This window comes from Corynebacterium sp. UMB8791 (assembly GCF_054166365.1).
This window is the reverse complement of sequence record NZ_JBSZCG010000093.1, coordinates 1-25,306: the sequence shown is the minus strand read 5'-3', so window position 1 is coordinate 25,306 and position 25,306 is coordinate 1. Positions and strand designations below refer to the sequence as shown.

The following is a 25,306-nucleotide window of genomic DNA, read 5'->3' as shown; positions in this document are numbered from 1 at the left end:
GTTTTTAGTCTTGCTCTGGCCTAAAACTTCACAAGACTCATCCTTCAGAAGACTGCAGCAGATGCTTCTGAACTAGGTTCCTCGCTTTTGCCAAGCTATTTGAGCGTTGAAACAAATCCAGGATGTCCTGCTCACTAACGTTGAGCTCCATCAGAAGATGAATCGTAACTACTGAGACCGCCATTTTTGCAGCGGCAAAAGCTTCCAACCCTGATCGCTTTTTGAGCACTGCTTCATGGGAAATGTCGTTTCTTGCGTCGCTTAACGCTTTTGCCCAACAGTCCGGAGTTGGTAATAGCTCTTTCTGAACGGCTTCAGGCAACCGGAAATAGAGGTCAAGCGCACGTTGAAATGTTGTTGCTTGCTTACCGTCGTGCCACCTACCTATCTTTTTGCTGTGTTTAACTGTCTCGGGAAGTAGATCCTTGGACTTCTTTCCCACGTGTGTTTTGTGAAATGATTCAACGAGCGCCAGCGCCATCACTACTGAAGGCTCCAATGGTTGTCCCGAGGCTTCGTTTAGGAATCCGCCTATTACTCCAATTGCTGGATTCCGGGAATACAACGCGAACCACTTACGGAAAAGATCAACAAAACTGTTTTCTTCGCTGCACCTAACCAATTCCTTCATGCGATGGGTTCGTTCATTTTCTGGTACCACGCGACCAACTCGGGGCACTAACAAATCGACTTGACGTTTCCTGCCCTCAAACTCCAATTCACAGCCAAACGCATGCGCCTTGCATGGACGGTCCATACAAATCGTTAGCAGCGCCTCTACCTTCGCTACTTCAGCTAAGAAGTCATCAAGTTCAACAGGTTCGTCGATTGCCACAAACTTCGTAAACGCCTCAATTCGACTTCGAGCTTGAAAACCATAGGCACTAGTAGAAAGGCTTGGAAGCACACCTTGAAAGCCAATAGTAAGAGCGACTTCCTTATTGATTACCAGCCCGGCGACAGGACCCGGTGGCCCAGGCACGCGAGCTCTAACAAAATACTCGTGGTACGTGGGATCGGCTTCGGTCGTTTTGAGTACGACATCCAACCATCCCATGTCGTTTAACCAGTAGCTCAGATAGTCGAAAGACACATCAAGCCTAGTAAGTATCTTGGCTCGTTTGCTGGGAATATGAGCTCCGATGAGCATTAGCCCAGGATAATATGTCGCTTCAGAACTTTCGCCCCCAGCAGAGTATTTGGTTGTATGACCGCCATCGAAGACACCTAACAGGGTAACTTCTTTTCCATCAGCCTCGCCGTACACAGCATCATAGGGTTGTGATTTGTCCCGTATGCCTATCACTCTGGCTTGCTCGGAACCTTTAAATATCTTTGGTGGAACATCGAGCTCAACAAATGGAGACTCAAATCCTTCGGAAAAGATAATTAGCTGAAATGAGTCCTCCGGGCTATAAGTCAACGTCCCATGATGGCGTTCGGACGAACCCGGTAAATACCAAACGCCATTCCAGCTCTTTTGCTCTGTATTTCTAAGCATTGATGCCCAATCACTCCGCGTCCTTGACAGCAGCGACGTCGACGATCGGGGATTCCTCCTCTCCCTCAGGTGCGGCCAGGTGCACGCCCCACTCCAGGAAGCCCTCGCTGCCCTTGACAGCGGCGTGTGGCGAGCCGACCGCGATGGCGACACCGATCTCGCCCTTCTCCCAATCCGGTTTTGTGTAGGTGCCGAGCTGCTTGGCAACTTTGACGTCGACGGGGTCGCGGTCGTCGAAAAGAGTGAGTAGGACGGCGGCGCGTTTGTGGGCGTGCTCGCCTGAGATGTCGAATGGCTCGGCGTCTGGGTCGTAGTCGGTGTTGACATGTATGCCGTCCGCCGCCATTGCTTCGATTTCTGGCTGCCGGTGGACCGAGATCGGATTGCCGGAGGCAATACTCTCAAGGACGTAAGTGTCCTTCCTGTCCGTACCGGTGATGTCGTTACGATCTTCACGGCGTTTACGAACCACGAGGGGCACATCGAATGGAACGCCTGAGATGCTAACGGTTTCCGGAGTATTCCCGCGCTGTTTGTTCTTGGGGAGCAGGATGCCCACCTCGAGTAGGTCAGAGCGAGACGGGTCGGCGTGGCGCCCCCTCCCCAGCAAGCCGCGGAGGTACTCGACGAGAGGTTGGACGATGTTCTGCTTGTAATTGATGGAATCGTTCCAGTTCATGGCATCGAAAATCTGGATGAATTGCTGGGCAGGCATCGTGCCGCAGTAATAATCCTTCATTCCGTGGCGATGGCTCACTTCATCTTTCCACTTGCCTTCCTTGCGGTAGAAGGCAGCTGAGACTGGGTCCGGATTCATCGTCTTGAGCATGGGAATCGCGACGTTGTGGAAGTTTTGGCGCAACGCTTCCTTCTGCTCCCGGACGGGAATTGAGTTGAACTCCACTGGGTGCGGTGCCGCTGCCTGCTTCATGATGTACGCGTTGAACATCTTCGAACTGCTCGTTGGTTTCAGGAACGGCAACGACTGCCGGACGAGCGGTGCAAGTTTCATCGGGGTGAGGCGGGGAGCGTTGTCGTCGTCAAGTTCGGAAAACGCCTTGATGTTGTCGCGGAAGACTTCTTCGTCGTGCATGGCGGCCTCGAACATCTCCACCAGGTCAGCAGGTGCGTAGAGCCGGACGAGGTCTTGGTAGCCCTTGCGGAACCCAAACCAGCGCCCGGTCTGCATGAGCGTATCGGCACTGCCGGCTCTGCGGCGAAAATAGGAGACGGTGAGCCCCTCGACGGTATAACCACGCGAGAGCTTCGCACCGCCGACTAAAACCTTCCAGACTTTGCCGGCCTCGAAGTTCGGCGAATCGTTGCCTTCCGTGTCTACCTGCATCACCGGGCCCGAACTATCGGTGACGCCAACCATCATCTCTGCGAACGCTTCGTTGATGAACGGCAACAACTCTCCGTAGCGCTCGGGATACGGGTAGCCGGGGTTGTAGCGCTCCTCTCGCATGACGGGCAGGATATCGGTCTCGAAGAGCTGCTTCATCTCAGGAATCGGGCGGCCAAGGTTATAGCCACGCTCCCTCCACAGTTCACGAAGCATCTGCGCTGCGTCTTGGTGAATGGCAGTATCGACGCCCTCGTGTACCAGCATCGTGTGGTGGCGGAAGGAGTACTTCGGATCTTTCGCCTCACGGTACTTCTTCAGGGCGCCGGTGAGGACAAACATATCCAGGGCTGTTTGGAGCTCGTCCCTGCGCGTTTCGTCATAAAACTCATCGCTCACTGAACTTTCGTCGATGAGATCACGGATGAACGCTTTGCTCTGCGAGTTCTGAATCGTCGGGATCTCACTTCCATCCGCGAACTCTGCGCGGTCGTGGAACCAACGCGCGCCACGATACGCTGGCGGCTCCTGCAGCATGAGTACAAAGTGGCGCGGGTACAGGTCAACGGGGTCGTTGGGGTCAATGAAAACGTTTGCGAATGGGGTAGCGGTGTAGCCGACATACTGTGCGCGCGGGCAGTTCTGCAGGATCTCCGTAATCTGCTCATTCACTGCTGTACGGTTGACTTCCTCCTTGCTCCCACGGCTCTTCTGCGGGCGCGTGTTAATCGACGCTTGGTCGGACTCATCGTCGATGACCAGCACTGGGAGGTTCTTAAACTCGGGATCCACACCGGCGGCACGCCGCAGGGAAGAGTTGAAGTGACGCAACACGGTAGCATTCTTTTTCACCACAGCAACCAAGCACTTCATGTTGTCCAAGTTGGCGGGGTCATACATGGGCTTTGACTTGTCCGGGCGCTCAATATCGATGTCGTTGGAGACTCTACGCTGGTAGTCAATTTTCGACGTCGTGACGCGACGGATGCGCGGGAAGCCTGGCTCGCCGTAGCGCGGCCCGTGGCTCAGGAACGCGCCACCGCGATCGTTCCAGTCCCGCTCCCATTCTTCGTCCTCGTTAAAGTAGGTCTCGTAATTGACCTCTTCCTTCGTGAGGTTTTCGTAATCCAAACCATCAAGCACTGCTTCCTTACCGCACAGCTCCTTATCCATTCGGCGCTGCGTCTGCTCGCGAAGGTTGTTCATCGTGCCGGCAAGAATGATGATGAAGCGATACCCGGCGTCGATGGCCTTGGCGGCAAGTGCAGTGAAGTTCGCGGTCTTTCCCGACTGCACGTAGCCCACCACCAGTCCGCGGGAGGACTGGTACTCAGCCTTCGTCGGGTCGGTGAGGCGGCGGAGCACCTCCGTTGCTTGCTCGTCAACGGCGGCGATGGAGGCCGCATCCCAATTATTACGGGACAGGACTTTCTTGTAGTCGGTCCAATAGTTTGCGTTCTTGGCGGCACGCTCGGGGGTGTACCAATCATCAAAAACCTGGTCAACGATCACTGAAGGCTCCGGCGACACGAGCAGCTCGTCGATGTCCTCAGAGAACTCGCCCAGGTGCAACTGCTCCAAAATCCATGCGATCCGCTCGGCGGAGTCCGGTGGAGTTGTTGTCTTCGGGTCGAGGGTCGCCCCGTCGGCATTTGCGATCGCGGTGATGTAGGAAACGAGCGGTTGGACGTCCGCGGGCGAGCCCTTACGCAGGTATTCGCGGAGCTGGTCGTCGCTAAGCATGGTTCCGGTGAGAAGTTCGACTCCCTGATGAATCGCAGGGCGGACGCGAAGACTTCGTGCGTCATACAGATCTGAGATCGCGTTCTTAATATTGCTGGACCCAGAACAACGGAACGTACACTCAGAGCGCCATCAAAAACTGGGTTTCAAAACAAGATGGTCTCAAGAAGCTGGCCGATACGGACCTGACGAACGCGCAGCAGTCGTCACAGCTCAGCGAGGCGTTTGGTTCATCCGACGCAGCGGAGACCGCAGCGCTCAACGATGGCATGGCGCTCCAGGCCTGCTTGCAGGGCAAGGATTTCAAGGCTGAGCCGATGGGTGACGGCACGAAGGCCGGCATCATTATCGGTTTCGTGCTTGGCATCCTCGGCCTGCTCGGGGGACTCGCGCAGCAGGCAAGGCTGCTCCGCTAAGCATTGTCGCGCACCCAGGCTTCGACGGGGGCGAGTCGGGTGAAGTCGACGCGGTCGACGTCCTTGTTATAGGTGTCGATCATCATGCGGTCGTTCGCGGACTTGCGCGGCTTGAGTCGCAGGGCGCCGACGACGCCCGCCATCGTGGCGGCGTGGGCGGCTGACAGCTCGGAGTAGTTCATGCGTCCGGGCAGATAGAAGCGCGTCACGTTGTCCGCGCGGCTGCCCAAAAGTTTGGCAGAAAAGTCCTTATCGACGGCCACTTCGTCCAGGCTCATGCCGACGGTGACGAGGGAGACGGAGTGGGCGTCGAAAAGTGGGTCGGGGAGCTTGCGGATGAAGCTGGCGCCGGGGTTGTTCGGGCCGTGGATTGGCGCGAGGACCACGATGGGGCCTTCGGGGGTGAAGTCGGCGTCGGAGATTGGTTCGGCGGTAGTGTCGAGGCGTTTTGCCAGCTCATCGGCATATTCCTTGGTGGAGCCGTAGAACGAGGCGTACAGGATAGTGCAGGCAGTCATACAACTATTGTTGCATGTTCCGGCTAGAATGTGGCGACGATGCGGTACGTGTACATGATTGTGGGGCTAGTGGCGCTTGGGCTGGGCGCGGTCGGCGTGTGGTTGCCGATCCTGCCCACGACGCCGTTTCTGCTGCTTGCGCTGGTGTGCTTTACGAGGAGCTCGCCGAGGCTGGAGCGCTACCTCCTGCGCCATGACACGTTCGGCCCGTTCATTATTGACTACTACTCAGGACAGCTGACGCGCGCGCAGAAGCTGCGGATTCTGGGGCTGCTGTGGTTGGGGATGGGCGCCTCCATATGGGTAGTGATTGTGGTGGTCGGGCTGTGGCCGGTGGCGTTGCTGCTCGCCGCGATTGGTGTTGCGGTGAGCGCGCACATCTGGCGGCTGCGGCCACGCCCCGAGCGCGCCGCCGAACTACGCCAGCGCGCTGGACTGCCTACCGACCACGCACGTTGAAGCCGATGACGCCGGGGTTGACCAAGGGGGCGTCGCCAAGCAGGGCGTGGATGTTGCCCTCCCTCTCGACGGCACTGGTGACCGCTCTCGGGCGTTGCTTCTTGTCATCTTTGCCGCGGCCCTGCGACATTGGCGCACCCATGAAGCCGCCTCGCTGACCTTGCTGACCTGCGGTGTTGGTGGAAGATCCTGCGGCGCTCGCTGCACTGGTCTGGCCGCCGAAGCCGCCTGTCGACCCGGTGCCCGGCCGCCCGGCGAAGCCTCCCGCGCCGCCGCCGGCGAGGCCAGCGTTGGAGCCGAAGCCTGTGGCTGAGCCTGAGGCTGCGCCTGCTGAGGAGCCGAACCCTGCTGATTGCTGGTGCAGTGACCCGGCGCGATGGCGGCCACCACCGCCTGCGCCGCCCATTGGCATGCCACCGAATGCGCCTTGGCCTGCGCCTACGCCGGAGCCTGCTGCGGAGGCGGCGCCGGTCGTCGCACCGCTGAGCCCGCCTGCACCGGATGCGAGACCGCCGTGGAGACCAGCGCCCGGCGCGACATTCGCCGCCGGGGCATTCAGCGCCCCTGGTGGAGGAAGCGTCGGGGCCTGCGCCGAGGCGACTTGGGTCGGGGTGGCGCCGGACGCGATAGCGTTGAGCATGTCCGGGTTCGGTTTCCCAAACTGCTGCAACACATCCTGCGGGCCACGCGCGTTCGCGAGATCCGTGTAGCCGTTGTGCGCAAAGATGCTGGCGAGCCCCGCTGGCATTGGGGCGTCTGCAAACTCAGGGGCGGTGGGGCTCGGCGGGCCGCTGATAGAGAAGTCGGAACCGGTGACGTCGGTGAGGTCCGGAAGCAGTTTGACGAACGTCGGGTTTGTCGCTGGCAGGTACGAGTTGACGTACATCGGGTAGGAACTGACGAAGGCCTCCTTCACGGCCTTCACCGCGGCCGGGGATACGGCCTCAGCTGCTATCGCCGCAGCTTGGGCTGCCGCCGCCATAAGTTGCGACGACGACGCCAGCGCCGCCAACCCCGTGTTATTCCCAGCAAGCGCCGCCGAGTTGGCTGCGTACTCGGAACCCGCCGCCTGAATCAGCTGGAGACGCGCAATCGCCTGGGCGACGAACTCGGTCTCCGCCGAAGATTCGAGGGACGCAATGGCCGGGGCGATGGCCTCCACCATCTCGTAAATACGCTGCGCATTCGACGTCCAATTCGACGCTAACCCCGTCGGCACCGCGGTATTCGTGGTCAGGATGTTGCTCACCAGCGACTCGAAGCTCCCATCCGTCGACGCATACACCGCACTGTTGCTGAACGGCTGCGTCTTGTAACTCTTCGCAACCGCGGCCGCCGACGACATCCCCAGATTTGAACCCAACCCGCTCAACCCAGGCGTTCCACTAAGCCCGACCGCGTTCACAATCCCCGCGATCGAATCGTCCGCCATCACCGTATTGTCCAGGCAGACCTTCAGCACCTTTGCCGACGACTTCACATTCCCCGTGAACGCGTCCGTCGCAAGTGGAGCGTGCTCCGAGTAGATCGCCCCGTGCTTCTCCCCTGCCTCGCGGAGGCCGGAGACGGCGGAGAAGGTTCCCGAAGTCAGCATATACCCGGTATGCAGAGAAGACATCGAATCCAGTGCTACGGAATTCAGTGATGATACTGCGCTTTCAACATCTTCAACTTCAATAAATACTTTTGTCATTTTCCCCCCAAAAACTAGCTATTGCCTAATAGATAAAGTGATTCAATTGACTCTGCAGCGATACGACAATGATCATCCACTGAGACAGACTCGTCGTGTGTGTAATAAGAGACTGCTATTCCTCCCTGCTCAGTGTCGATTTGCGCGACGCAGGTGTTGGGCATCGAAGAAAAGTGTCCCTGATGATAAGCGTAAATTTCTGGAAGCAGCTCAGACGAAAACCCTTCCTGAATTACGTCCTGATCTTCTGCAACCTCTCGATTAGCATCCACGTTTGCCATACCGATGAAAGAAAGCGTTTCTCGGTCGATAAATGTACAGGCTGACGCCCCGTAAAAGGATTCAATCTCCCCGTCCGTGCTCCTCTTGATTTCGCCGGTGAAGCCCGCGCGGCGGAATTCGTCCTCGGTGATGTCGTTGCAGGGATCGAAGTAGTCCTCGGGTGCGAGGGTGAATGGGTCGAAGTCGCCGATGGGGACGGTACCGGATTCGAAGACGAAGGCTTTTTGACCAGCAGAATCTGAGGGAGGGGCGTTGGAGGGGGCGGAGGGGGCGTCGATAAGAGTGGTGCTGGAGCAGCCAGCGAGAAGTGTGGCGGCGAGCAGTGGTGCCAAGGTATAGGTGCGCAAAGTGTCCCCCCGTTTTTCAAAGTGTTTCTACACAACCTAGTGCATTTCGCACGATTGTAAAGGGTTTTGTGTACACCATGGTGGACATCCGATTTTCAATAACCGCCAGCGAGGCGCCACCCAGCGTCCTAATATAAGGCCCTATGAAACGACTCCGTACTCGCTACTTCGCGCAGGCGAAGGCAGAGGGCCGCAAATTTACGGCGCTGACCAGCTACGACACCATGACCGCCCAGATCTTCGACGAGGCCGGGATCGACTTCCTGCTCGTCGGGGATTCGGCGGCCAACGTGGTGCTCGGCCACACCACTACCCTGCCGATTACGCTCGATGAGATGATCACGCTCGCCTCCGCGGTCGTGCGCTCGACGCAGCGTGCGTTTGTGGTGGTTGACCTGCCGTTCGGCACGTATGAGGAGTCGCCGTCGCAGGCGCTCGCCGCGGCGGTCCGCGTGATGAAGGAGACCGGGGCGCAGGCAGTGAAGCTGGAGGGCGGCGTCGAGATGGCGCCGACGATCAAAACGCTTGTCGACGCCGGCATTCCCGTCTGCGCCCACATAGGGTTCACGCCGCAGTCCGAGCACGCACTCGGAGGCTACGTGGTCCAAGGTCGCGGTGACGCGGCCCAGCAGTTGCTTGAGGACGCCACCGCCGTCGCAAACGCGGGCGCGTTCGCGGTCGTGCTGGAGATGGTGCCCGCCGAAATCGCGACGCGGGTGACCCAGGAGGTTCCCATCCCGACCATCGGCATCGGCGCAGGCAACGGCACTGACGGGCAAATCCTGGTGTGGCAGGACGCGTTCGGGTTCCGCGCCGGCGGCAAAACGCCGCGGTTTGTACGTCAGTATGCGGACCTGGGCGCGCAGCTGCTGGAGGGGGCGCGGAGGTACCGGGAGGACGTCGAAAAGGGAGACTTCCCTGCTGCTGCCGAATCGTTCGAGGACTAAGGAAGGCCACCATGCGAGTCATTACCACTGTTGAAGAACTGCGCGCGGCGCGCGCCGAAGCGACCGGAACCGTCGGGCTTGTGCCGACAATGGGCGCCCTGCACTCCGGGCACGGCACCCTTATCGAGCGCGCGCGAGGCGAGGTGGACACGCTGATTACCAGCGTGTTCCTCAACCCGCTGCAGTTCGACAACCTCGGCGACTGCGACGACTACCGCAACTACCACCGCGACATTGAGGCCGACTCAACGTTTTGCGAAAGCCTCGGCGTGGACATCGTGTTCGCGCCCAGCGTTGAGGAGATGTACCCCGGCGGGATTCCACAGATCTGGGTCCGCACCGGCGAGATGGGCACCGTCCTGGAGGGCGCGTCGCGGCCTGGGCACTTCGACGGCGTAGCGACCGTCGTGAACAAGCTGTTCAACCTAGCCAAACCGGACATCGCCTACTTCGGGCAGAAGGACGCGCAGCAGGTCGCGGTGCTGCGCCGAATGGTTCGCGACCTGAACCACGACGTGGAGATCCGCACCCTGCCCATCGCGCGCGCCGCGGACGGCCTGGCGCAGTCTTCCCGCAACGTGCGCCTCTCGGAGGCGGGGCGTTCGCAGGCGTTGGCGCTGTCGCGTTCGCTACGGACGCTGCAGGAGCAGGCCGAGGCGGGCGCGTTGGACGTGGATGCCGTGCGCGCGGAGCTTGCCGCTTCGGAGGGCGTGACGCTGGACTACCTGGTGGTCGTCGATCCGGATACGTTGCAGCCGACGTCCGAGCCCGGCCTGGCGCTCGTTGCGGCGACGGTGGACGGCGTGCGGCTCATCGACAACGCGCTGCTTGGGTAGGCCGGGGCGCTGCGAGTTCCGGGGTTTTGGAGTGGAAGGTGTGCTGACAAGCTTGCTCGGGATTTTGTGAACAGAATTGCACTTGACTTCGCGCCCGGGCCGCAGCCTTGACAACCGCTGAGGGGGCTTGAATATACAAGAACCTTGTTTTTCCTGTCACCCAAAGGAGTTTTCGGTGTGAAGAAAATTGCAGCCGTAGCCCTCGCCGCAACCATGACCGTCGGGGCGTTCGCGCCGACCGCTGGCGCCCACGAGTATTCAAACATTCCTGGCGCCTATGCGGTCAACAAGTTTGAGAACAATAAGTGCTGGATTGAGGCACGACCTTACGGAGAATACGTCGGCTACAGCGGCTCTTACACCCCAGCTGAAGCAACCCAGGAGCTGCGTGAGCTTAAGGAATACGCCGAGGAGGCTGAGGCAAAGGGGTACGCGGGAACCGCACACCTTCTCCGCTTTATTACTGGCACTGACGCCAACAGGGATGACCTCGACCTCGTAACTAGGAAAGTTCCAAACACAAAAACCAGTTATACCTACGCGAAGCACAACGGGCGTTGGAAGCCTGTGCTACTGGCCGCGAGTACGAGACCAATAAGCTCTTGCAGCAGTCCTCGAAGATGACGCAGTCCGAACGCGCTGCGGCATTCTGGACACCGGTTGCACTGCTGATCGCGGGTGTGCTCGGCGCTGTCGCGCTGCCAGCGCTCAAGCCAATGCTGCCAGCCAACATCGCAGCGATGCTGCCGTAACACCATCACGGCCCCTGCCACCCTAACCGAATACAGCTGCCTAATCGTCCAAGGTTTCCCCGAAACGCAGAAACCTTGGTAGATTAGACATATCTATTCAAACAATCGCAGGTCGGAGGGGTCGTATGCAGCCCGGCTTTCACCCCCTTCGGCAAGATTTGGCTGAACAGGTCGACGCAATTCTGGCGACGGCGGCGGACGGACGCGTCCATAGGACGACCGAAACCCAGGATGTCGACTTCAAGGAAGAAGCTGGGCGTCGCAACGGGCCTGAGATCGAGCCGGGCGGACCCCGGAACCCGATGGCGGCCACCAAACTCGCCGACGAAGTCGCCTGCATGGCTAACACCCCAGGTGGTGGCGCACTCATCGTCGGTGTCGAAGACAAAACGGGGCACATTATTGGGACGGAGTTGGACGTCGATTGGCTGCGGCAAGAAATTTACCAGCGTGTGCAGGTTGCCCCTTCCATCGAAGAACGAGTAGTTGAAGGGCAGCGGCTGCTGATCCTCTTTGTGGCAGCGTCCCAGCAACCAGTCCCCAACACGAGTGATCAGCTGCGCTGGCGCGTCGGCGACTCGTGCAAGCCGGTGGACCTCTCCGAATGGTGGGAGTACCAGCGCTCGCAAATGAACTTCGACCCGATGGCGCAGGCGTCCGACCTCAGCGTTAGCGACGTTCGGCCGCGAGCGCTTGAGATTGTTCGGCGTCAACAAGAAGCCTTCCGCGAGTTCACCGACGAGGAGCTACTGCGTGGCCTCGGAGCACTCGATGCGAACAACAACCTCACCCAAGCAGGTGTCACCCTCTTCGCCGCCACCCCGCGCGCGGTACTCGAACTGACAATTTTCGACGTCCATGGCGGCAACATACTGAATCGTGTCAGTGGCAACGCGGGGACGTCGACACTTGAACAGCTTGAAGATATCGAGCAGGCACTGCGCATCGTGAACAAGAACAACACCATCGTTTCTGGGTTTGTACACCAGCCAATTCCGCAGATCCCGCACAGCGCCGTGCGCGAAGCCCTGCTCAACGCCATGATTCACCGCGACTGGAACCGACAAGAACCAGTCGACGTCCGCTGGATCGAACTCGATAGCACCCTCATCGTGCGCAGCCCCGGCCCATTCATGCCCGCCATTTCTGCGGCAAACGTGCTCAGCAACCGGGAAGCCCGCTACCCCGCCCTTGCCGACCTCTACCGAGCAATCGGCCTCGTGGACAAGCAGGGCGTCGGCGTTGACCGCATGTACCAATCCATGATCACACTCGGCCACCGGCCGCCGGAGATCATCCAGGTGCCAGGCCCGTACATCGAAACGACGCTCGTGGGTGGGCAGCCTGAGCTACCCGTACTGGACCTCGTTTCACGCATCGTGCCGACGCCCCGCCAGCGCGACACACGCATCGCCATCATCCTCTACCTCCTGTTCAACCACCCTTTCATCACCCGCCGAAGCGTTGCCGAAGCACTGCAGTCCACGGAAGAAGCCGCCGAACTGGCCCTGACCGCGGCGCACCAAACGACGGTCAATGGCGAACCGCTTATCCGCAAGCATGGGGACGCGTGGCTCCTCAACGAGACGAGCCGCGCGGTGCTCCGCGATCACGAATCCCCCACCGCGCGGCCTGCCTGGTACCTCGGTACCGATCCGGATAACGCACGCAACGTTGTGCTGCAATGGCTTTCCGAATTCGGCGAAATCCGCACCACGGACCTCGTCGAACTCTGCGACGTGTCCCGCTCAACGGCCTCCAACCTTATTAGCGGATGGGAAGATGACGGACTACTCGTCGCCGTGGGAGGAGGGCGCTCCCGCAGGTACCGCAAGGGTGAGTAGTAGTGGCGCGGGTTTCGGAGTTCTGTGGTGGAAGGTGTGCTGACAAGCTTGCTCGGGATTTTGTGAACAGAATTGCGCCTGCCCCCTAATCTCCCAAGGTTTTCTTGAAACGTCGAAACCTTGGGAGATTAGACCACTCTATTCTCGTAATGGCTGGTCAGGACCTCGCCTTACCACGGCACCGACGAGCCCGCCGGGACCTCCCAATGCTTCGGAACCATGTTCCTGATCTCGTTCGGAGTCTGCGGCGGCAACATGTCAACGACCTTGCGGCCACCGCCCGGCCCCGGCATCACCGAGGTATCGACGGCACGCTGCGCATCGACCGTGTTCGCATGCGCATCACCGTACGTGAGCACCGCGACCGCGAACCCATTGCCATAACTGACCGTCGCGGTGGAGCTGCGACGGTCGTCGGCCCAGCCGAACTTCGTGCTCTGGACACCGGGCAGTCCCGACGTGCCGTAGTTCTGCGGGAAGCCATCCGCGGCGACGGGTGCCGCGTGCGCCATGCCGCGCAGCAGCGGCGCGGCCACCGGATCATGCCTGATGGCCTGCACAAACCTCGCGACGTCCACCGCCGACGTACTCGCCACTCCCCAATTACCACGCCGTTGAGTAGCGCTCAATTTGAAGTCGCGCGCGATCGCGTCAATCGCCTGCGGGTACGCAGCATCCAGCGTGCTCGCAATGCCATCGTTCGAGGTGCGCACCATCTCCTCCACCTGCGCCTTATGCCGCGGCGCCCCGTGGTACAGCACCCAATAGCCCAGGTAGAGCTTGCTCAGGCTCAGGGCCGGCCGCGCCTCCCACCCATTTCTCGACGCCTCCACTCCCCCACCCGCATACACCACAGCCACCGCGGACCGGGGCGAAGCGGCGTCGCCACGCACGGAGATCGCCGAAGCACTCGGCGCGATGAAAACGGCGAATGCGAGCAGTATCAGGGCTACAAACTTCTTCACGGAGGCCTCCTGAAAACAGTGTTTCCAGGAAGTGTAGCCCTGTTGCGCATGCAAATCTGTTCACAAATTCCCTAAGGGGCTTTTATCGCACTTTCTACCCCAACGCCGGGGTTAGACGTCGCGGGCGATCAGGTCGTCGAGGGCGACCGGGGACAGCAAGTACGGCGGAACCTCCAACACCGTGAAGGCACCCGACTTGCCGTCCTCCGCGAGGCGGGCAGCCGCGCGCGCGTACGCGACGGCGACGGCGCCGGTGAAGTCGGGGTTGCTGGAGAGTTCCAGGGTGTACTCAACAAGCTGGTGGTTCTCGCCGACGCCACCAGTGGTGATCACGTGGCCGCCGTGCGGCATGCCGGAATGCTCGCGGACGAAGGTGGCGTCGTCAATAAAGTTGACCTCGACCTCGTAGCCGACGAAATAATCAGGCATCGTGCGGATGGTGTGCTCGATGGCGGCGGTGTCGGCGCCATCCTCCGGCACGATGTAAACGACGCGCTTGTGGGCGGACTTGCCGTCGAGACCCTCGGTCTCGCCGCGGCGCGCGCGATCCAACGCATCCGGCGCAGGAATCGTGTACTGCACACCTTTCGCGACGCCCTCAATCCTGCGCACCGCATCCGAATGCCCCTGCGACAGGCCTGGGCCCCAGAACGTGTGCTGCTGCGCATTCGGCAGAATTGCCTCCGCCATCGCGCGGTTCAACGAGAACATGCCCGGGTCCCAACCAGTGGAAACGATGGACACCGTGTTGTGTTCGCGCGCGACCTCGTCCATCGCCTTGCGGTGACGTGGGATGTCACGGTGATTATCGTAGGTGTCCACGGTAGGCACGTACTTCGCGAACTCCGGCGCCTGCTCCGGAATATCCGTCGCCGAACCCAGGCACAGAATCGCGACGTCAATCTCGTCCTTGAACTGGCCAAACTCCGCCACCGGCAACACGCGGGTGTCCGTGTCCAGCTTGCTGCGGCGCGAGAAGATCGCCGACAACTCCATATCCGGCTGCAGCTTCACCAGCTGCTCCACACTCTTGCCCAAGTTTCCATAGCCGACAATGCCAACACGCATAATGCGCCTCCCTTTCCTCGTGGCCCTTTGGGCTCGTGGCTTCTGGGCTGTTTGCCCATAAATTACGGGCCTACTTTACTCGCACATCGGTTGTGAGGGAATGCGCACGACGGGTTGGTGGCAGGTTGGTGGCTTGCTGGTGGCTTGGTCACAGGGAGCAAGTGCCAAAGGACGCAATTTCGGTTTTGGAAACGGCTGTTTTCCCAGGTCGTGAATTTTCGGGTGCGTCCTTTGGCACTGGCTCCGCTGGCGAAAGGGTTTCTGGCAATTAGCTGTGCACCAGAACCCGGGTTTTTGGCGGGCAGGAGGGTAAAAGGCCAGGTCGCTGATTGCTCGGGGTGGAATTTGGTGCACTCTCATACAGAAGGCGGCTTAGATAACAATTAAAGAGGGAGCGCCCCTGTAGTGAAAACTACGGAACGCTCCCTCACTCTCTGACTCTTCGGGAAGTACCGAGGAGCCTTTTCGCAGTTCACTGTAGCATACTCTGTGGAAACACAATGAAAGACTGGGGGATCTTGTGAAGCACAACTATGACCGGCATCAAGCAATGCTCGATCGGTTTGGCGGAGAACGTACTCGCCCGTATCTAATCTTGGCCGATGGGAGAAGGAAAGACGCGCTTGCACTCTACAAGTGGAATGTCGAAATCTCCGCTGCTTTTCTGGAACTCCTGGCCGTAGTAGAAGTAGTCACGAGAAATGCATTTTATGAGCAGCTTTCATCGTGGTGTCGCCAGCAAACACACGACCCGGACTGGCTCACTATGCAAAATGGCTTACCGCACCCGCTCAACAAATTGTTCGAGTCCGCAAAAGCAGGCGCCACTAGCCTGGCTGTGGAGGCAAAAAGCAAAAGAGACCAAAATCCCACTCACGCACGTAGTCAAGCGCCAATCACGGAGGGGGACATATTGTCCCAGGTGAGTTTTGGAAAGTGGCACAACCTTGTTCCGTTCACTGAAGGTGAACGCCAGGACAAGATTACTAACAGTTACAGAAAAACCATTTGGGACGACGCACTCCACAGGGCATTTTATAACCCCGCCACCGACCCAGACGAGGTTCGTTGGCTCCTATACCGATTGTCGTATTTCCGGAATCGCGTAGCCCACCACGAATGCGTATTACTCAAGCCTTTAACAATCCCGGCGTCGCACGCTCTCCGGGAACGCTTACACGATATTTTTCGACTTTCTAGCCTTATCGATGAAGACATCCATAGTCTTTTAACCTCGTATAACAGAGTATCTGGTCTGCTCAAGAGCTGCCCAATCAAAGTTGAATCCTGATATTTATACACGTTAGGGGCGAAGAAAACACCATCACGTTCACCGGATCTCCACGGCGCAAGCGATGGTGCTCTGTGCTTCGGTTGCTAGAGCCAGCGAAGCGCTTCAACGTCGACGTCAACGCTTGACGTGCCGCGGCTGGCAGCCCACCGAACAAGCCCGGCGCGCCATTTGCTCGGGATTTCCTCAAGCAAGGTAGACGGCATGACCTCGGAGATGTCGCAGAATATTGGACGGACATCGAGATCAACGGCGTAGATCCAGACCTCGCGCGTGCGTATCCATAGCGTTTCGGACGCGGGCACGGTGCGGCCCTGCGCGGTTTTCACTTCGGCGGACCAGGCTGCCTCGGAGGCGTCGTGCCACGACGTCCAGGCGAGCCACGGTGTAATCGTGGAAGTTGCGGACTGCGTCAGGTAGCAGTGTTGCGCCGTACTCAATTTCTGCTCCGCGTGCCCGTGGAGACGCGACACGGCAACGACGTGGGAACGCCCATGAGCCGCACACATCCAGACCACCGGCCGCTTCTGGGACGAACTCTGGCACCTCCCAGGCGCTGCCCGACTTTTGCGCAATTACCTGTTCAATCAGGCCGAAGGCAACTGGTACCGCTACGCAGACTGGCTGTAGCACTACGCCCCAGTCGACCGCGCCCACATCAAAAACCCATCCCTCAGCGAGCTGCCGCAGGAACTACGCGAGTGGACCTACACGCTGACACAACGCGCGTAGTTGGTGGCTTGGTCACAGGGTGCGAGTGACAAAGGACGCAATTTCGTTCGTTTTTGGAAACGGGTGTTTTCCCAGGTCACGAATTTTGGGGTGCGTCCTTTGTCACTGGCAACGCTGACGACAGGATTTCTGGCAGTTTGCTGTGCACCAGAACCCGGATTTTCGGCGGGGCGGGAGTGCAAAAGCCCAAGTCGCTGATTGCGTGGGGTGGAATGTGGTGCGTTCCCGCGCCGAAAGAGATAAAAAGAGATAGAAAGATATCGAAACAATTCGCTGACCTGCTCAAATATCGTTTTTGTGCGTGTCGTGGGGCCCGATATCTTTCCGATATCTTTCAGGCCCGGAAATCGGCTTCGAAAAGAATTACCTGGAGTTTTCCGCGTTGGCGATGAAGGAGCACACACCATAACCCGGGTTTCTGGTGAGTCCGCAGGGCGCGAGTGACAAAGGACGCAATTTCCCGTTTTTGAAAACATGTGTTTTCCCAGGTCGCAAATTTTCGGATGCGTCTTTTGTCACTAGCTCCGCTGACACAAGGGTTTCTGTCAGTTAGCTGTGCACCAGAACCCTGGTTTACGGCGGACCGTGCGGGTAAAAGGCCAGTTCGCAACCGGTCGGCAATGGAATTTGGTGCGGCACAGTCGAGGTGATCCTCCCGCGGTAGGTGCCGTACGCGACGTTGAAGCCGCGCCGCAATCCGGGGCCGGTGGCGCGGGGCTAGGGTGCTAGGCGTCGGCAAGCATGTCGCGCACCAGGGGCACGACCTTGGTCCCGTAGAGCTCCACCGAACGCATGCGGGCGGCGTGGGGGATGTGCCCGACGGTGGAGTACACCATGTCGTATCGCCCCAGGTCAAGCGTGCGGACCGTGTTGGCGATCTTCGCCGCCACCGTCTCCGGCGAACCCACCGTGAGCGCGCCGCGGCTGATCTCTGACTCGAAGCGGCTGCGGGTCAGCGGCGGCCACCCACGCGTCTTCCCGATGCGGTGCTGGGCAGCTGCGTACTCCTCAAAGATGAGTTCCTTGGCTTCTTCATCAGTGTCGGCGACGAAGCCGGGGGAGTGCACGCCCACGGGGTGCGCGGTGGTTCCGAACTGCGCCGAGGCCTGCTTGTACAGGTCCACGTACGGCTTGAACCGGACGGGTGCGCCGCCGATGATCGCGAGCATGAGGCCGAACCCGTACTTCGCGGTGCGCACGACGGACTCTGGCGAACCGCCGACGCCGACCCAGGTAGTCAGGCCATGTTCGGTTTTCGGGTAGAGGTCCGCGTTGTTGAGCGCGGCTCGGGTCTGGCCGGACCAGGTCACCGGCTCCTCCTTCACCACCTCGGCCCACAGGCCGAGCTTCTCCTCGAAGAGCTGGTTGTAGTCCTCGAGGTTGTAGCCGAAGAGCGGGAAGGACTCGGTGAAGGATCCGCGCCCGAGGATTACCTCTGCGCGGCCGTTCGACAACGCGTCGAGGGTGGCAAACTGTTCGAAGACGCGGACAGGGTCGTCGGAGGACAACACCGTCACCCCGGACGCCAGCTTGAGCCGTTGCGTGGCGGTGGCGATGCCCGCCAGCATCGTCGGTGGGGAGGAGATGGCGTAGTCGGGCCGGTGGTGTTCGCCGACGGTGAAGGCGTCGACACCTATGGCATCGGCGAGTTTGGCTTCCTCGAGTGTCGCGCGGATCGCCTCGGCGTGCGTGAACAGCGCGCCGTCCTCCTTGCGAGGGATGTCGCCGAACGTATCTAAGCCGAACTCAATAGCTGCGGGATCTACCGTGGTCATGCCTGCTCCTTGTCGTTGATCAGTGTGCGTAGCGTGTGCACGTCAACATTCGCACCGAACGCGGGGTGCCCGGGCTGCAGCGCAACCCCGGCATCGAGGGAGTGCAGGGGCAGGGGATCGAACCCAAAGTCGCGAACGAGCCCCGCCACCTTTTCGACGTCCCCTTCGCCATCCCCCGCCACCGCAATCGCCTTGCCGGTCCCGGAGCCCTCATCAAGATCGTGGTAACCCATGTGGTTGAAGGCCTTCACCACGCGGGATTGCGCCAGGTGGTCCTGCACCAGCCGCGAGGAGTTCGCCTCCGCAAGCTCGGGGTGGTGGCCGTCCGTCTCCCACCAGTAGTTCATCGCGTCGACGACCAGCGCTCCCGCCAGAGCGTCGGCGGGCAGTTGGCGGAAGTTCCGCAGCGGCAACGCAAGGATCACGACGCCGGCAACCTTGACGACGTCCCCTCCGGTGGCAGTCGCCGCGCCCGGTACGAGCGCGCGCACAATCAGGTCGATCGCCGCCGGATCGCCCGAACCAGCAAACGTGACCTCGTGGCCTGCGGCGATAGCGTGCCCGCCCAGGACGGTACCGAGCTTGCCTGCCCCCAGGATTCCGATGTGCATCGTTAGCCCCTCTCATTTATGTGACGTGTCAACTATCTTAACGCGTCGGCGCTGAGAGTATTCCCGGGCTGCGTCTGATTTACGTAGCGGCGGAGCGCTGCGCACCAAAACCCGGCTTTTCGGCGAGGCTCCACTACATTCCCTCAGGTCGGCGACCTCCGGCGAGGGAATTTGGCGCCTAGCAAAGTGAGACGCATGCCAAGAGATGCAACCCCATTTGGTCTGTCCATTTATAGTTCCCAGGTGAGCAAAGTGCTAGATATTACGCGATGTCAGATTTGGCACTCTGCGAACTCCCTGTGCACCACAATCTCTATTTTCGACCGAGTCGCATGCCATTTCCCCAGTTCGCGAACAATCAGCAATGGAATGTGGTGCGCGAAACGCCGACTGCACTCGCTACCTTAAAACGTAATCAATAACCGTTGCGAAATTCGGACAGCCCGAGCGCTCTAGCATTACGGCGGTTATCGGCCGGTCCGCCGCTTTGACGCCCTTTACCTTCTCCCAATAAGCCTCGTTTTCCTGCGCTACCCTCTTACAAAGCCCTGGGAACGCCTCAAAAATGTGGCAAAAGAAATCATCCGGAGTCAGCACGTCAAACAGAAACTGCTGTGAGTCGACATAGTCAACGAGTCCCCTGTCGCTGGTGACGACACACTGGACGTTGCCAGCCACGGCAGCGCTGAGAACGTGATAATCATGAATGTCCGCGTACCCATAATTACCAACAACAAAACCGGAGATTTCCCATTCCGCCAACGCACCGCGAATTCGCTTGAAGCGTTTTGAAATAGCACCCTCGGGAGCGTGTGGGTTATTTCTGCGCAAATGATACTGAGCTTCGGCGATAATATCCTCGGTCCACACTGGAAAGAATGGTGGCTCGACATCTTTATCAGAGCCCAGGAAGAGAAGGAAGCACCAGTCGGTGAGAGTGCGCGAGTACCAGACGTTAGCGTCAAAAAGGACTGGAATACTCACAGGCCTTCGATCTCATTATCGAGCTCTCGAATCGCATCGAACTCGTGACGTGCGCGCGCACGGCACCGCTGCAAGTATGCGACGACGTCTTCCCTGCGAAGCCGCGTGTGTGACCCGGCTTTGAAGTAATCGATTTCGCCTTCTCGAATCCGTTTCATCAGAGTCGGCCGAGAGATCCCGAGATACTCAGCGGCCTCAGTGGTGGTGAGTATCTCGGAGGGGCGGGAAAGCGCGACGCTCTCTCCACGCGCGACCCTGGCCAAGATGGACTCGATAAATGAGGCTAATGCAGGTGGAAACGTACCGCGCACGGCATCATGAAACGTTTCGGGGTTAGCCACGACCTGGCTGGCCTGCTGCTCGACAGCTTGAGTGACCTCAATTGCCGGATTAGTTTTCGTTGTCACAGCGCTTCACCTCCAGAGGGTTTACACTTATAACTGTAACATCCACACCATAAACGTGCAACCCGCCGTACTACGCCACCATCTGCCAGACCGTGACACAAATGATCACGATGCCCAGGCCGAACACGAAGATCGCCTCCGGCTGGTTGGCGTAATGGCGGAAGGCGGTCGCGTGGCGGAAGAGGAGCATCGGCACTATGTAGACCAGCAAAGTAATGAAGATCCCGCCGACGACCGAGATCAAATCCAGGATTGACGGGTTGAAGATGGCGACAGCGACCGTCGATACGAAGACGAAGAGATAGATGCCCGCGCGGACCGCACGCGGATTCCACTTCTCCGTCGCATTCGGCGCCACCGCACGCAACAGGTACTGCGTGCCCTCCTCCGTGCCAAGCATGTGCCCAAAGTACGACGACGCAATCGCACACAGCGCGACCACCGGAGTCACCACCGCCATGAACGGGGCATTCGTCGTGTTGGCGAAGTAGGAGAGGACCGGAATGTTCTCCTCGCGCACGGCGGCCATGCCATCCGCGCCGAGGGCGAGCGTGCAGGACCAGACGAAGAACATCGTGAAGCTGACCAGGAGGGTGCAGGTGATCAGCTCAATCTTGGATACTTCCTTCTCCGTACCGGCAACATCACCGTCGTGCGACTTCTGCACATCCAACGCAGACTGCGACACAGCCGCCATATGCGAAAAGGAAAACACCAGCACAGGCAACACAAACAGCATCGCCTTCCACAGTGGCACATCCGACTTATACGCCATGAAACTCTCCAGATCCCAATACGGAATCAGGTACAGGGACACCGCCAGCAGTGCCACGATCAGCGGGTAGACCAGCAAGTTTGCGAACCACAGCGTCGCCTTCTTGCCGAGGGCGTACGCGCCCGTCATCACGCCGACGCAAATCGTGGCCAGCAGCCAACGGTCCACGTGCGGGCCGCCCATCTGGTTCACGATGAAACTGTCCATCGTGTTCGTCACCGAAACGCCATAAATCAGCACAATCGGGTAGATCGCCAGCCAGTACATCAGCGCCGTGGCCAAGCCACGCTTCCGGCCGGCCAGAGACGTGATGACCTGCAGGACGTCCAGGCCCTTGACCGGCGAGGCCGACACAATCCTCGAATACATCCGGTGCGAGAAGAACACCATTGGCCCAACCAGGATTGTCGCAAGGAGGAGGGGCCAGAAGCCGAAGGAGCCGGCGTCGATAGGGAGGAAGAGGATTCCGGCGCCGACCGCGGTACCGAACAGCGTAATCGCCCACGACCAGGTACTACCGTCCGGAGACGGGGCTCGCCGCGTGCGGCGGATCTCGCGCTTGTCCGCCGGTGTGAGGTTCTCCAGCTCGAACTCGTCAGCGGCAACCTCCTGGTGCTCGCTGCTGAAAGGTACGGGGTCCGTGGCGCGCTCGCTCATGAAATCCTCTCTCGCTCGACAATAATGTGACCCCACACACCTTAGCCGATGAATGAAATTGAGCTAACTTATCGACGGCCAGCTGCGCGGAGGGTTGGGCGGAAGGTGTCGAAAACTGTCCTTAGCGATTTTGTGAACAGAATTGCGCCTGGCTAGCGCAGCGCCTCCGGAACGTGCTGCACCGCCACCACATCCAAGCCAAGCACCGCCAGCACGGCTTCAACCTTATCCAGGCGAACCGAGCGTTTCCCCTGTTCAAACTCGCGAATGAACCGTTCCGACACCATCGACAGGTCGGCCACGTCCGCCTGGGTCAGGCGCATGGCACGGCGTTGCTCGCGAGCCTGCTCGCCGAGACTGCGGGGTGTCGGGGGCATGGGGGCCTTTCGGTGTTGTGATTCTGGAGGGTTTCGGCCTTTTGGAGTTTCGGCACGATCGTGCCGTTTTGAAGTATATTGTGCGGAATAGTGGTGCACAAGAGGCAGTTTCGGCACGATCGTGCCGGTTTCACGGAGTTTGGTCAGCACCGCATTCACCAGGAAAATCCAGAAACATATCGCACGTTTGTTCCATATCGTTTGGGGGTGGCAGGATCCATTTGTCTTTTGCAAAGTTAAGATAAAGGCATATAGTTCATTTTCAATTTTCACTTGCCCTACCCGAAAGGAGCGATCATGACCGCCCCGCTCGTTGAAAATCTGTCGAAAGAAGCTGCACGTCATGAGCTTGCTGAACTCAAAAAGTCGATCGAATCCCTTTCTGGGGACTCGTTCGAAGAGTTTGAAGAGCGTGCGGACAACTACAATCTCACGCCCCGTGAATTCGCCGTGTGGGAGCGTATTTCGGAACTACGCTGGCTCCTTGGCGATGACTAAAAACGCTGAGCAATTACAGGCCCTGGTCGCCGAGTTCAGCGAAGACCTGGCCGCCACTGTGGAGGCGTTCACCGGACAGCATTTTGAGTTTAGTAGCAAAATAGTTGACAACGGCAGCATTTCGATCCGCCTAAAGCAGATAGAGGACCGTGTAGGCATCATTCCTCTATCTTGGAACGGGCACATAATACTCGGATTGCGTCCGACGTTTAAATGCACCTGGGATTCAACTCACAGTTTCTTGGCCGTGGAGAACTCCAGCTTCGCTGTTCACGCTCAAGCAAAATCAAACGACGAACCGCTTTTCAGAGTTGAGTACGACCGCAACAAAAGCAACAGACCGAGTTCGCACTTCCACGTTCACGCGCATCGGGACGAAGTAGCCCACCTTCTAGGCCTAACAAAGAAGTTGGATTCAACCAATGATCAAAAGGTAAAGAAATTTACTTCGGAATTCCCTCGACTCTCAAAAATCCATTTCCCTACTGGTGGGCACCGTTTCCGCCCGTCATTGGAAGATGTCTTAGAGAGCCTCCGCCAGGAGTTCAACCTCGATACCGATCTAGGCAGATGGAAAGCGCACCTAAATAAGTCACGCTTGAAATGGCGAAAGATCCAAACAGCAGCCGTTATACGCGACTGTCCTCAAACGGCATACGAGATACTCGTGAATGAGTTCCAAATGCCCGTGCCCGAAAATTGGGAATGCCCGTCGGATAACGACGCCAAAATCGTTCGAGATTGAACGGAAGAGGTTAGAGGGCGGGGCGCCGGTAGATGAATTCGTGGTCGCGATGATTGCCGACCTTGAAGAAGTACTCGCCGGCCTTGGAGAAGCCGTAGAGGTGGTAGAAGCGCTGCGCCCCAAAGTTTTGCGACCAGACCCCGAGCCACGCCGTGCGCGGGCCGATCCAGTCGAGGTCGAGCTCGATGAGGGTGGAGCCGAGGCCGGACTGTTGGTGATCGGCAAGGAGGTAGAGGCGTTTGAGTTCGCGGTCTTCGGGGAGGACGTCGGGGTGGGGGAGGCTGCAGGGCCCAGCGAGGGCGTAGCCCACGAGGGCGCCGTTGTCCTCGACGAGCCAGGTGGCGTAGCCGGGATCGGCGAGGAGGATTTTGTGTTTCTGCAGGTCGTAGGCTTCGGTAAGGAAGGCCGCGAGGTCGGCCGGATCGTAGAGGTGGCCGAAGGTCTCCGTAAACGTGGCGATGGACAGTTCGACGAGGGCTTCGGCGTCGTCGGGCCTGGCGCGGCGGATCGTAGGCATGGGAACAGGATAGGGGAAGGGATAGGCGTCACAAACGGAGTCGGGAATTTGTGAACAGAATTGCAGATGGGAGTAATCCGGGCTTAAGGGACATTAGGGCACAGCGGGAGACGTTTGGTGGGGCAGTGGGGCGTCGATAAGCAAGAGTCCCTGCGGTACCGTGGGCTGCGTGACTGATGCACTTGCGCCGAAGCCTGAAGACCTTTCGATCGACGCGCCGTCGGAGCTGCGCGAGCAGGGCTACGACCCGGTGGCTGCGGGCAAGGCTTCGTGATCTAGGAGGATTATGCGAATTTACACACTCGGGTTTTCACACAAGAGCGCGGAGGAGTTCTTCGACATTCTGCGCGATTCCGGCGTGCGGCGCGTGGTGGATATTCGCCGCTCGAACACGAACCAGCTCGCCGGGTTTACTAAGAAGGACGACCTGCGCTACTTCCTGCGGGTCATCCTGGACATGCCGTACACGCACGAGCTGGCTCTCGCGCCGTCGGCGGATCTGATGCGCGCGTATCGGCATGACGAGGTTGGCTTCGATGAGTTTTCGAAACAGCTGCGCGAGGAGTACGACGCTGGGGATGTTTCGTCGCTGGACCGCTCGCTTTTTGACGACGCCGTGCTCCTTTGCTCCGAAGCCGACCCCTCCACCTGTCATCGGTTAGTTGCCGCCGAGTACCTCGCCGAAGTTTGGGACGACGTGGAGATCGTGCACCTTTAGGGTTGTGTTTGGGGTTAGCTGTCTTGCTCGCCGTGGCGTTCGCCCGTAAGCATGCTGATCAGCAAAATGTTACCCTGCGACAGGGCATCATCCGGACAGTAGACCGCGTGCGGCACGTACGCGCGCAGGTGGACAACTTCTCCCTGCTTGAGCGGGAAACGCTCGCCGCCGCACTCGAACTCGAGGGACCCGTTGAGGCACTGCACGGTGATCGGGTGGGCCGCCTTGTGATCCGGCAACGTCTGGCCAGGGCAGAAATTGAAGACGATGAGGTTCGCGCCGTCGCCCTGCAGTAGTCGCTTGACCCCTGGCCGCGCGTTGTCCGGCCTTGGGGCGACGGCGTTGATCGTCTGGATGCAGGTGGCGTGGTCGGTCGAATCTGCCGAGGCGGCAGCACCAAACACTTCGGGGCGGTTGACAGGTAGGTCGTCTTTTGGCTGGGACATCGTTGATCCAATCTGTGGGGTATCGGGGGTGGTGGCGTCTGGGCGTTTACGCACCAT

Annotated in this window: 27 protein-coding genes; 11 read left to right on the top strand and 16 right to left on the bottom strand. The window is 59.3% G+C overall.

Translation table 11 applies throughout. The features are described 5' to 3' along the window. Positions 1–37 precede the first annotated feature (37 nt). Positions 38–1,501, bottom strand: a complete 1,464-nt coding sequence (locus tag ACXIUA_RS02560) for an ApeA N-terminal domain 1-containing protein (protein ID WP_457976043.1) — start codon at positions 1,499–1,501, stop codon at positions 38–40. A 10-nt stretch (positions 1,502–1,511) separates the two neighbouring features. Further along, the gene (locus ACXIUA_RS02555) at positions 1,512–4,589 is read right to left on the bottom strand and encodes a Z1 domain-containing protein (protein ID WP_457976042.1); all 3,078 of its coding nucleotides are present in this window, start codon (positions 4,587–4,589) and stop codon (positions 1,512–1,514) included. A gap of 269 nt (positions 4,590–4,858) precedes the next feature. Between ACXIUA_RS02555 and ACXIUA_RS02550 the strand changes: the two genes are divergently transcribed. Then, the gene (locus tag ACXIUA_RS02550) at positions 4,859–5,005 is read left to right on the top strand and encodes a hypothetical protein (RefSeq protein ID WP_457976041.1); all 147 of its coding nucleotides are present in this window, start codon (positions 4,859–4,861) and stop codon (positions 5,003–5,005) included. Here ACXIUA_RS02550 and ACXIUA_RS02545 read toward each other — a convergent pair. After that, positions 5,002–5,523: a flavodoxin domain-containing protein gene (locus ACXIUA_RS02545; RefSeq protein WP_457976040.1), complete on the bottom strand. Its 522-nt coding sequence runs from the start codon at positions 5,521–5,523 to the stop codon at positions 5,002–5,004. The genes ACXIUA_RS02550 and ACXIUA_RS02545 overlap by 4 nt on opposite strands. Before the next feature lie 39 nt (positions 5,524–5,562). Between ACXIUA_RS02545 and ACXIUA_RS02540 the strand changes: the two genes are divergently transcribed. Next, the gene (locus ACXIUA_RS02540) at positions 5,563–5,982 is read left to right on the top strand and encodes a YbaN family protein (protein WP_457976039.1); all 420 of its coding nucleotides are present in this window, start codon (positions 5,563–5,565) and stop codon (positions 5,980–5,982) included. Here the strand turns inward: ACXIUA_RS02540 and ACXIUA_RS02535 are convergent. After that, a complete protein-coding gene (locus ACXIUA_RS02535; RefSeq protein WP_457976038.1) occupies positions 5,963–7,600 on the bottom strand; it encodes a hypothetical protein in 1,638 nt (545 codons plus the stop codon). The two genes, ACXIUA_RS02540 and ACXIUA_RS02535, sit on opposite strands and share 20 nt — an antisense overlap. 89 nt (positions 7,601–7,689) lie before the next feature. Further along, the gene (locus tag ACXIUA_RS02530; RefSeq protein ID WP_457976037.1) at positions 7,690–8,304 is read right to left on the bottom strand and encodes a DUF3558 family protein; all 615 of its coding nucleotides are present in this window, start codon (positions 8,302–8,304) and stop codon (positions 7,690–7,692) included. Between the two features lie 143 nt (positions 8,305–8,447). Between ACXIUA_RS02530 and panB the strand changes: the two genes are divergently transcribed. The 5 genes from panB (at position 8,448) to ACXIUA_RS02505 (ending at position 12,683) form a co-directional block, all read left to right on the top strand. After that, positions 8,448–9,251, top strand: coding sequence for a 3-methyl-2-oxobutanoate hydroxymethyltransferase (gene panB, locus ACXIUA_RS02525; RefSeq protein ID WP_457976036.1), 804 nt, complete (start codon positions 8,448–8,450; stop codon positions 9,249–9,251). An 11-nt stretch (positions 9,252–9,262) separates the two neighbouring features. Further along, positions 9,263–10,087 carry a pantoate--beta-alanine ligase gene (gene panC, locus ACXIUA_RS02520; protein WP_457976035.1) on the top strand — a complete coding sequence of 275 codons (825 nt, stop codon included), beginning with the start codon at positions 9,263–9,265 and terminating at the stop codon, positions 10,085–10,087. 177 nt (positions 10,088–10,264) lie between these two features. Then, a complete protein-coding gene (locus ACXIUA_RS02515) occupies positions 10,265–10,711 on the top strand; it encodes a hypothetical protein (RefSeq protein WP_457976034.1) in 447 nt (148 codons plus the stop codon). Further along, positions 10,708–10,839 carry a hypothetical protein gene (locus ACXIUA_RS02510; protein WP_457976033.1) on the top strand — a complete coding sequence of 44 codons (132 nt, stop codon included), beginning with the start codon at positions 10,708–10,710 and terminating at the stop codon, positions 10,837–10,839. Before ACXIUA_RS02515 ends, ACXIUA_RS02510 begins: the two co-directional genes overlap by 4 nt. Before the next feature lie 125 nt (positions 10,840–10,964). Then, positions 10,965–12,683, top strand: a complete 1,719-nt coding sequence (locus tag ACXIUA_RS02505; RefSeq protein ID WP_457976032.1) for a DUF5635 domain-containing protein — start codon at positions 10,965–10,967, stop codon at positions 12,681–12,683. A 170-nt stretch (positions 12,684–12,853) separates the two neighbouring features. On the opposite strand, the gene ACXIUA_RS02500 is transcribed toward ACXIUA_RS02505, so the two are convergent. Beyond that, a complete protein-coding gene (locus ACXIUA_RS02500; protein ID WP_457976031.1) occupies positions 12,854–13,648 on the bottom strand; it encodes a hypothetical protein in 795 nt (264 codons plus the stop codon). A 111-nt stretch (positions 13,649–13,759) separates the two neighbouring features. After that, a complete protein-coding gene (locus ACXIUA_RS02495) occupies positions 13,760–14,716 on the bottom strand; it encodes a diaminopimelate dehydrogenase (protein ID WP_457976029.1) in 957 nt (318 codons plus the stop codon). Between the two features lie 520 nt (positions 14,717–15,236). Between ACXIUA_RS02495 and ACXIUA_RS02490 the strand changes: the two genes are divergently transcribed. Further along, positions 15,237–16,007, top strand: coding sequence for an Abi family protein (locus ACXIUA_RS02490; RefSeq protein WP_457976028.1), 771 nt, complete (start codon positions 15,237–15,239; stop codon positions 16,005–16,007). 86 nt (positions 16,008–16,093) lie between these two features. Here the strand turns inward: ACXIUA_RS02490 and ACXIUA_RS02485 are convergent, their stop codons facing one another. The 7 genes from ACXIUA_RS02485 to ACXIUA_RS02455 all read right to left on the bottom strand — a co-directional run bounded on the left by ACXIUA_RS02485 (position 16,094) and on the right by ACXIUA_RS02455 (position 22,598). Then, positions 16,094–16,447 carry a hypothetical protein gene (locus ACXIUA_RS02485; RefSeq protein WP_457976026.1) on the bottom strand — a complete coding sequence of 118 codons (354 nt, stop codon included), beginning with the start codon at positions 16,445–16,447 and terminating at the stop codon, positions 16,094–16,096. Positions 16,448–17,464: 1,017 nt separating this feature from the next. Further along, positions 17,465–18,514: an LLM class flavin-dependent oxidoreductase gene (locus ACXIUA_RS02480; protein ID WP_457976025.1), complete on the bottom strand. Its 1,050-nt coding sequence runs from the start codon at positions 18,512–18,514 to the stop codon at positions 17,465–17,467. After that, positions 18,511–19,125 carry an NADPH-dependent F420 reductase gene (locus tag ACXIUA_RS02475; RefSeq protein WP_457976024.1) on the bottom strand — a complete coding sequence of 205 codons (615 nt, stop codon included), beginning with the start codon at positions 19,123–19,125 and terminating at the stop codon, positions 18,511–18,513. The genes ACXIUA_RS02480 and ACXIUA_RS02475 overlap by 4 nt, the downstream gene beginning before the upstream one ends. Before the next feature lie 399 nt (positions 19,126–19,524). After that, on the bottom strand, positions 19,525–20,109 hold the full coding sequence (locus tag ACXIUA_RS02470; protein WP_457976023.1) for a PIN domain-containing protein: 585 nt from the start codon (positions 20,107–20,109) through the stop codon (positions 19,525–19,527). Next, positions 20,106–20,516, bottom strand: a complete 411-nt coding sequence (locus ACXIUA_RS02465) for a helix-turn-helix domain-containing protein (protein ID WP_070361684.1) — start codon at positions 20,514–20,516, stop codon at positions 20,106–20,108. Before ACXIUA_RS02465 ends, ACXIUA_RS02470 begins: the two co-directional genes overlap by 4 nt. A gap of 70 nt (positions 20,517–20,586) precedes the next feature. After that, on the bottom strand, positions 20,587–21,948 hold the full coding sequence (locus tag ACXIUA_RS02460) for an amino acid permease (protein ID WP_457976022.1): 1,362 nt from the start codon (positions 21,946–21,948) through the stop codon (positions 20,587–20,589). Between the two features lie 152 nt (positions 21,949–22,100). Then, positions 22,101–22,598, bottom strand: a complete 498-nt coding sequence (locus ACXIUA_RS02455; protein ID WP_457976021.1) for a helix-turn-helix transcriptional regulator — start codon at positions 22,596–22,598, stop codon at positions 22,101–22,103. Positions 22,599–22,622: 24 nt separating this feature from the next. Here ACXIUA_RS02455 and ACXIUA_RS02450 point away from each other — a divergent pair, with 24 nt between their 5' ends. After that, entirely contained in the window at positions 22,623–22,823 is a 201-nt protein-coding gene (locus ACXIUA_RS02450) for a hypothetical protein (RefSeq protein ID WP_256001199.1), read from the top strand. Continuing rightward, the gene (locus ACXIUA_RS02445; RefSeq protein WP_457976020.1) at positions 22,816–23,568 is read left to right on the top strand and encodes a hypothetical protein; all 753 of its coding nucleotides are present in this window, start codon (positions 22,816–22,818) and stop codon (positions 23,566–23,568) included. Before ACXIUA_RS02450 ends, ACXIUA_RS02445 begins: the two co-directional genes overlap by 8 nt. Positions 23,569–23,578: 10 nt before the next feature. Here the strand turns inward: ACXIUA_RS02445 and ACXIUA_RS02440 are convergent, their stop codons facing one another. Continuing rightward, positions 23,579–24,085, bottom strand: coding sequence for an N-acetyltransferase family protein (locus ACXIUA_RS02440; protein ID WP_457976019.1), 507 nt, complete (start codon positions 24,083–24,085; stop codon positions 23,579–23,581). A gap of 286 nt (positions 24,086–24,371) precedes the next feature. Here ACXIUA_RS02440 and ACXIUA_RS02435 point away from each other — a divergent pair, with 286 nt between their 5' ends. Then, on the top strand, positions 24,372–24,803 hold the full coding sequence (locus tag ACXIUA_RS02435; protein ID WP_457976018.1) for a DUF488 domain-containing protein: 432 nt from the start codon (positions 24,372–24,374) through the stop codon (positions 24,801–24,803). 14 nt (positions 24,804–24,817) lie between these two features. Here ACXIUA_RS02435 and ACXIUA_RS02430 read toward each other — a convergent pair. After that, the coding region (locus ACXIUA_RS02430; protein ID WP_457976017.1) for a cupin domain-containing protein at positions 24,818–25,306 on the bottom strand (489 nt) is incomplete at its 5' end.

Coding starts and splice junctions, on each gene's coding strand:
- ACXIUA_RS02560 (WP_457976043.1), bottom strand. CDS start 1,501: ATGCTTAGAAATACAGAGCAAAAGAGCTGGAATGGCGTTTGGTATTTA.
- ACXIUA_RS02555 (WP_457976042.1), bottom strand. CDS start 4,589: ATGCTTAGCGACGACCAGCTCCGCGAATACCTGCGTAAGGGCTCGCCC.
- ACXIUA_RS02550 (WP_457976041.1), top strand. CDS start 4,859: ATGGCGCTCCAGGCCTGCTTGCAGGGCAAGGATTTCAAGGCTGAGCCG.
- ACXIUA_RS02545 (WP_457976040.1), bottom strand. CDS start 5,523: ATGACTGCCTGCACTATCCTGTACGCCTCGTTCTACGGCTCCACCAAG.
- ACXIUA_RS02540 (WP_457976039.1), top strand. CDS start 5,563: ATGCGGTACGTGTACATGATTGTGGGGCTAGTGGCGCTTGGGCTGGGC.
- ACXIUA_RS02535 (WP_457976038.1), bottom strand. CDS start 7,600: ATGTCTTCTCTGCATACCGGGTATATGCTGACTTCGGGAACCTTCTCC.
- panB (WP_457976036.1), top strand. CDS start 8,448: ATGAAACGACTCCGTACTCGCTACTTCGCGCAGGCGAAGGCAGAGGGC.
- panC (WP_457976035.1), top strand. CDS start 9,263: ATGCGAGTCATTACCACTGTTGAAGAACTGCGCGCGGCGCGCGCCGAA.
- ACXIUA_RS02510 (WP_457976033.1), top strand. CDS start 10,708: ATGACGCAGTCCGAACGCGCTGCGGCATTCTGGACACCGGTTGCACTG.
- ACXIUA_RS02505 (WP_457976032.1), top strand. CDS start 10,965: ATGCAGCCCGGCTTTCACCCCCTTCGGCAAGATTTGGCTGAACAGGTC.
- ACXIUA_RS02495 (WP_457976029.1), bottom strand. CDS start 14,716: ATGCGTGTTGGCATTGTCGGCTATGGAAACTTGGGCAAGAGTGTGGAG.
- ACXIUA_RS02480 (WP_457976025.1), bottom strand. CDS start 18,514: ATGACCACGGTAGATCCCGCAGCTATTGAGTTCGGCTTAGATACGTTC.
- ACXIUA_RS02475 (WP_457976024.1), bottom strand. CDS start 19,125: ATGCACATCGGAATCCTGGGGGCAGGCAAGCTCGGTACCGTCCTGGGC.
- ACXIUA_RS02460 (WP_457976022.1), bottom strand. CDS start 21,948: ATGAGCGAGCGCGCCACGGACCCCGTACCTTTCAGCAGCGAGCACCAG.
- ACXIUA_RS02450 (WP_256001199.1), top strand. CDS start 22,623: ATGACCGCCCCGCTCGTTGAAAATCTGTCGAAAGAAGCTGCACGTCAT.
- ACXIUA_RS02445 (WP_457976020.1), top strand. CDS start 22,816: ATGACTAAAAACGCTGAGCAATTACAGGCCCTGGTCGCCGAGTTCAGC.
- ACXIUA_RS02440 (WP_457976019.1), bottom strand. CDS start 24,085: ATGCCTACGATCCGCCGCGCCAGGCCCGACGACGCCGAAGCCCTCGTC.
- ACXIUA_RS02435 (WP_457976018.1), top strand. CDS start 24,372: ATGCGAATTTACACACTCGGGTTTTCACACAAGAGCGCGGAGGAGTTC.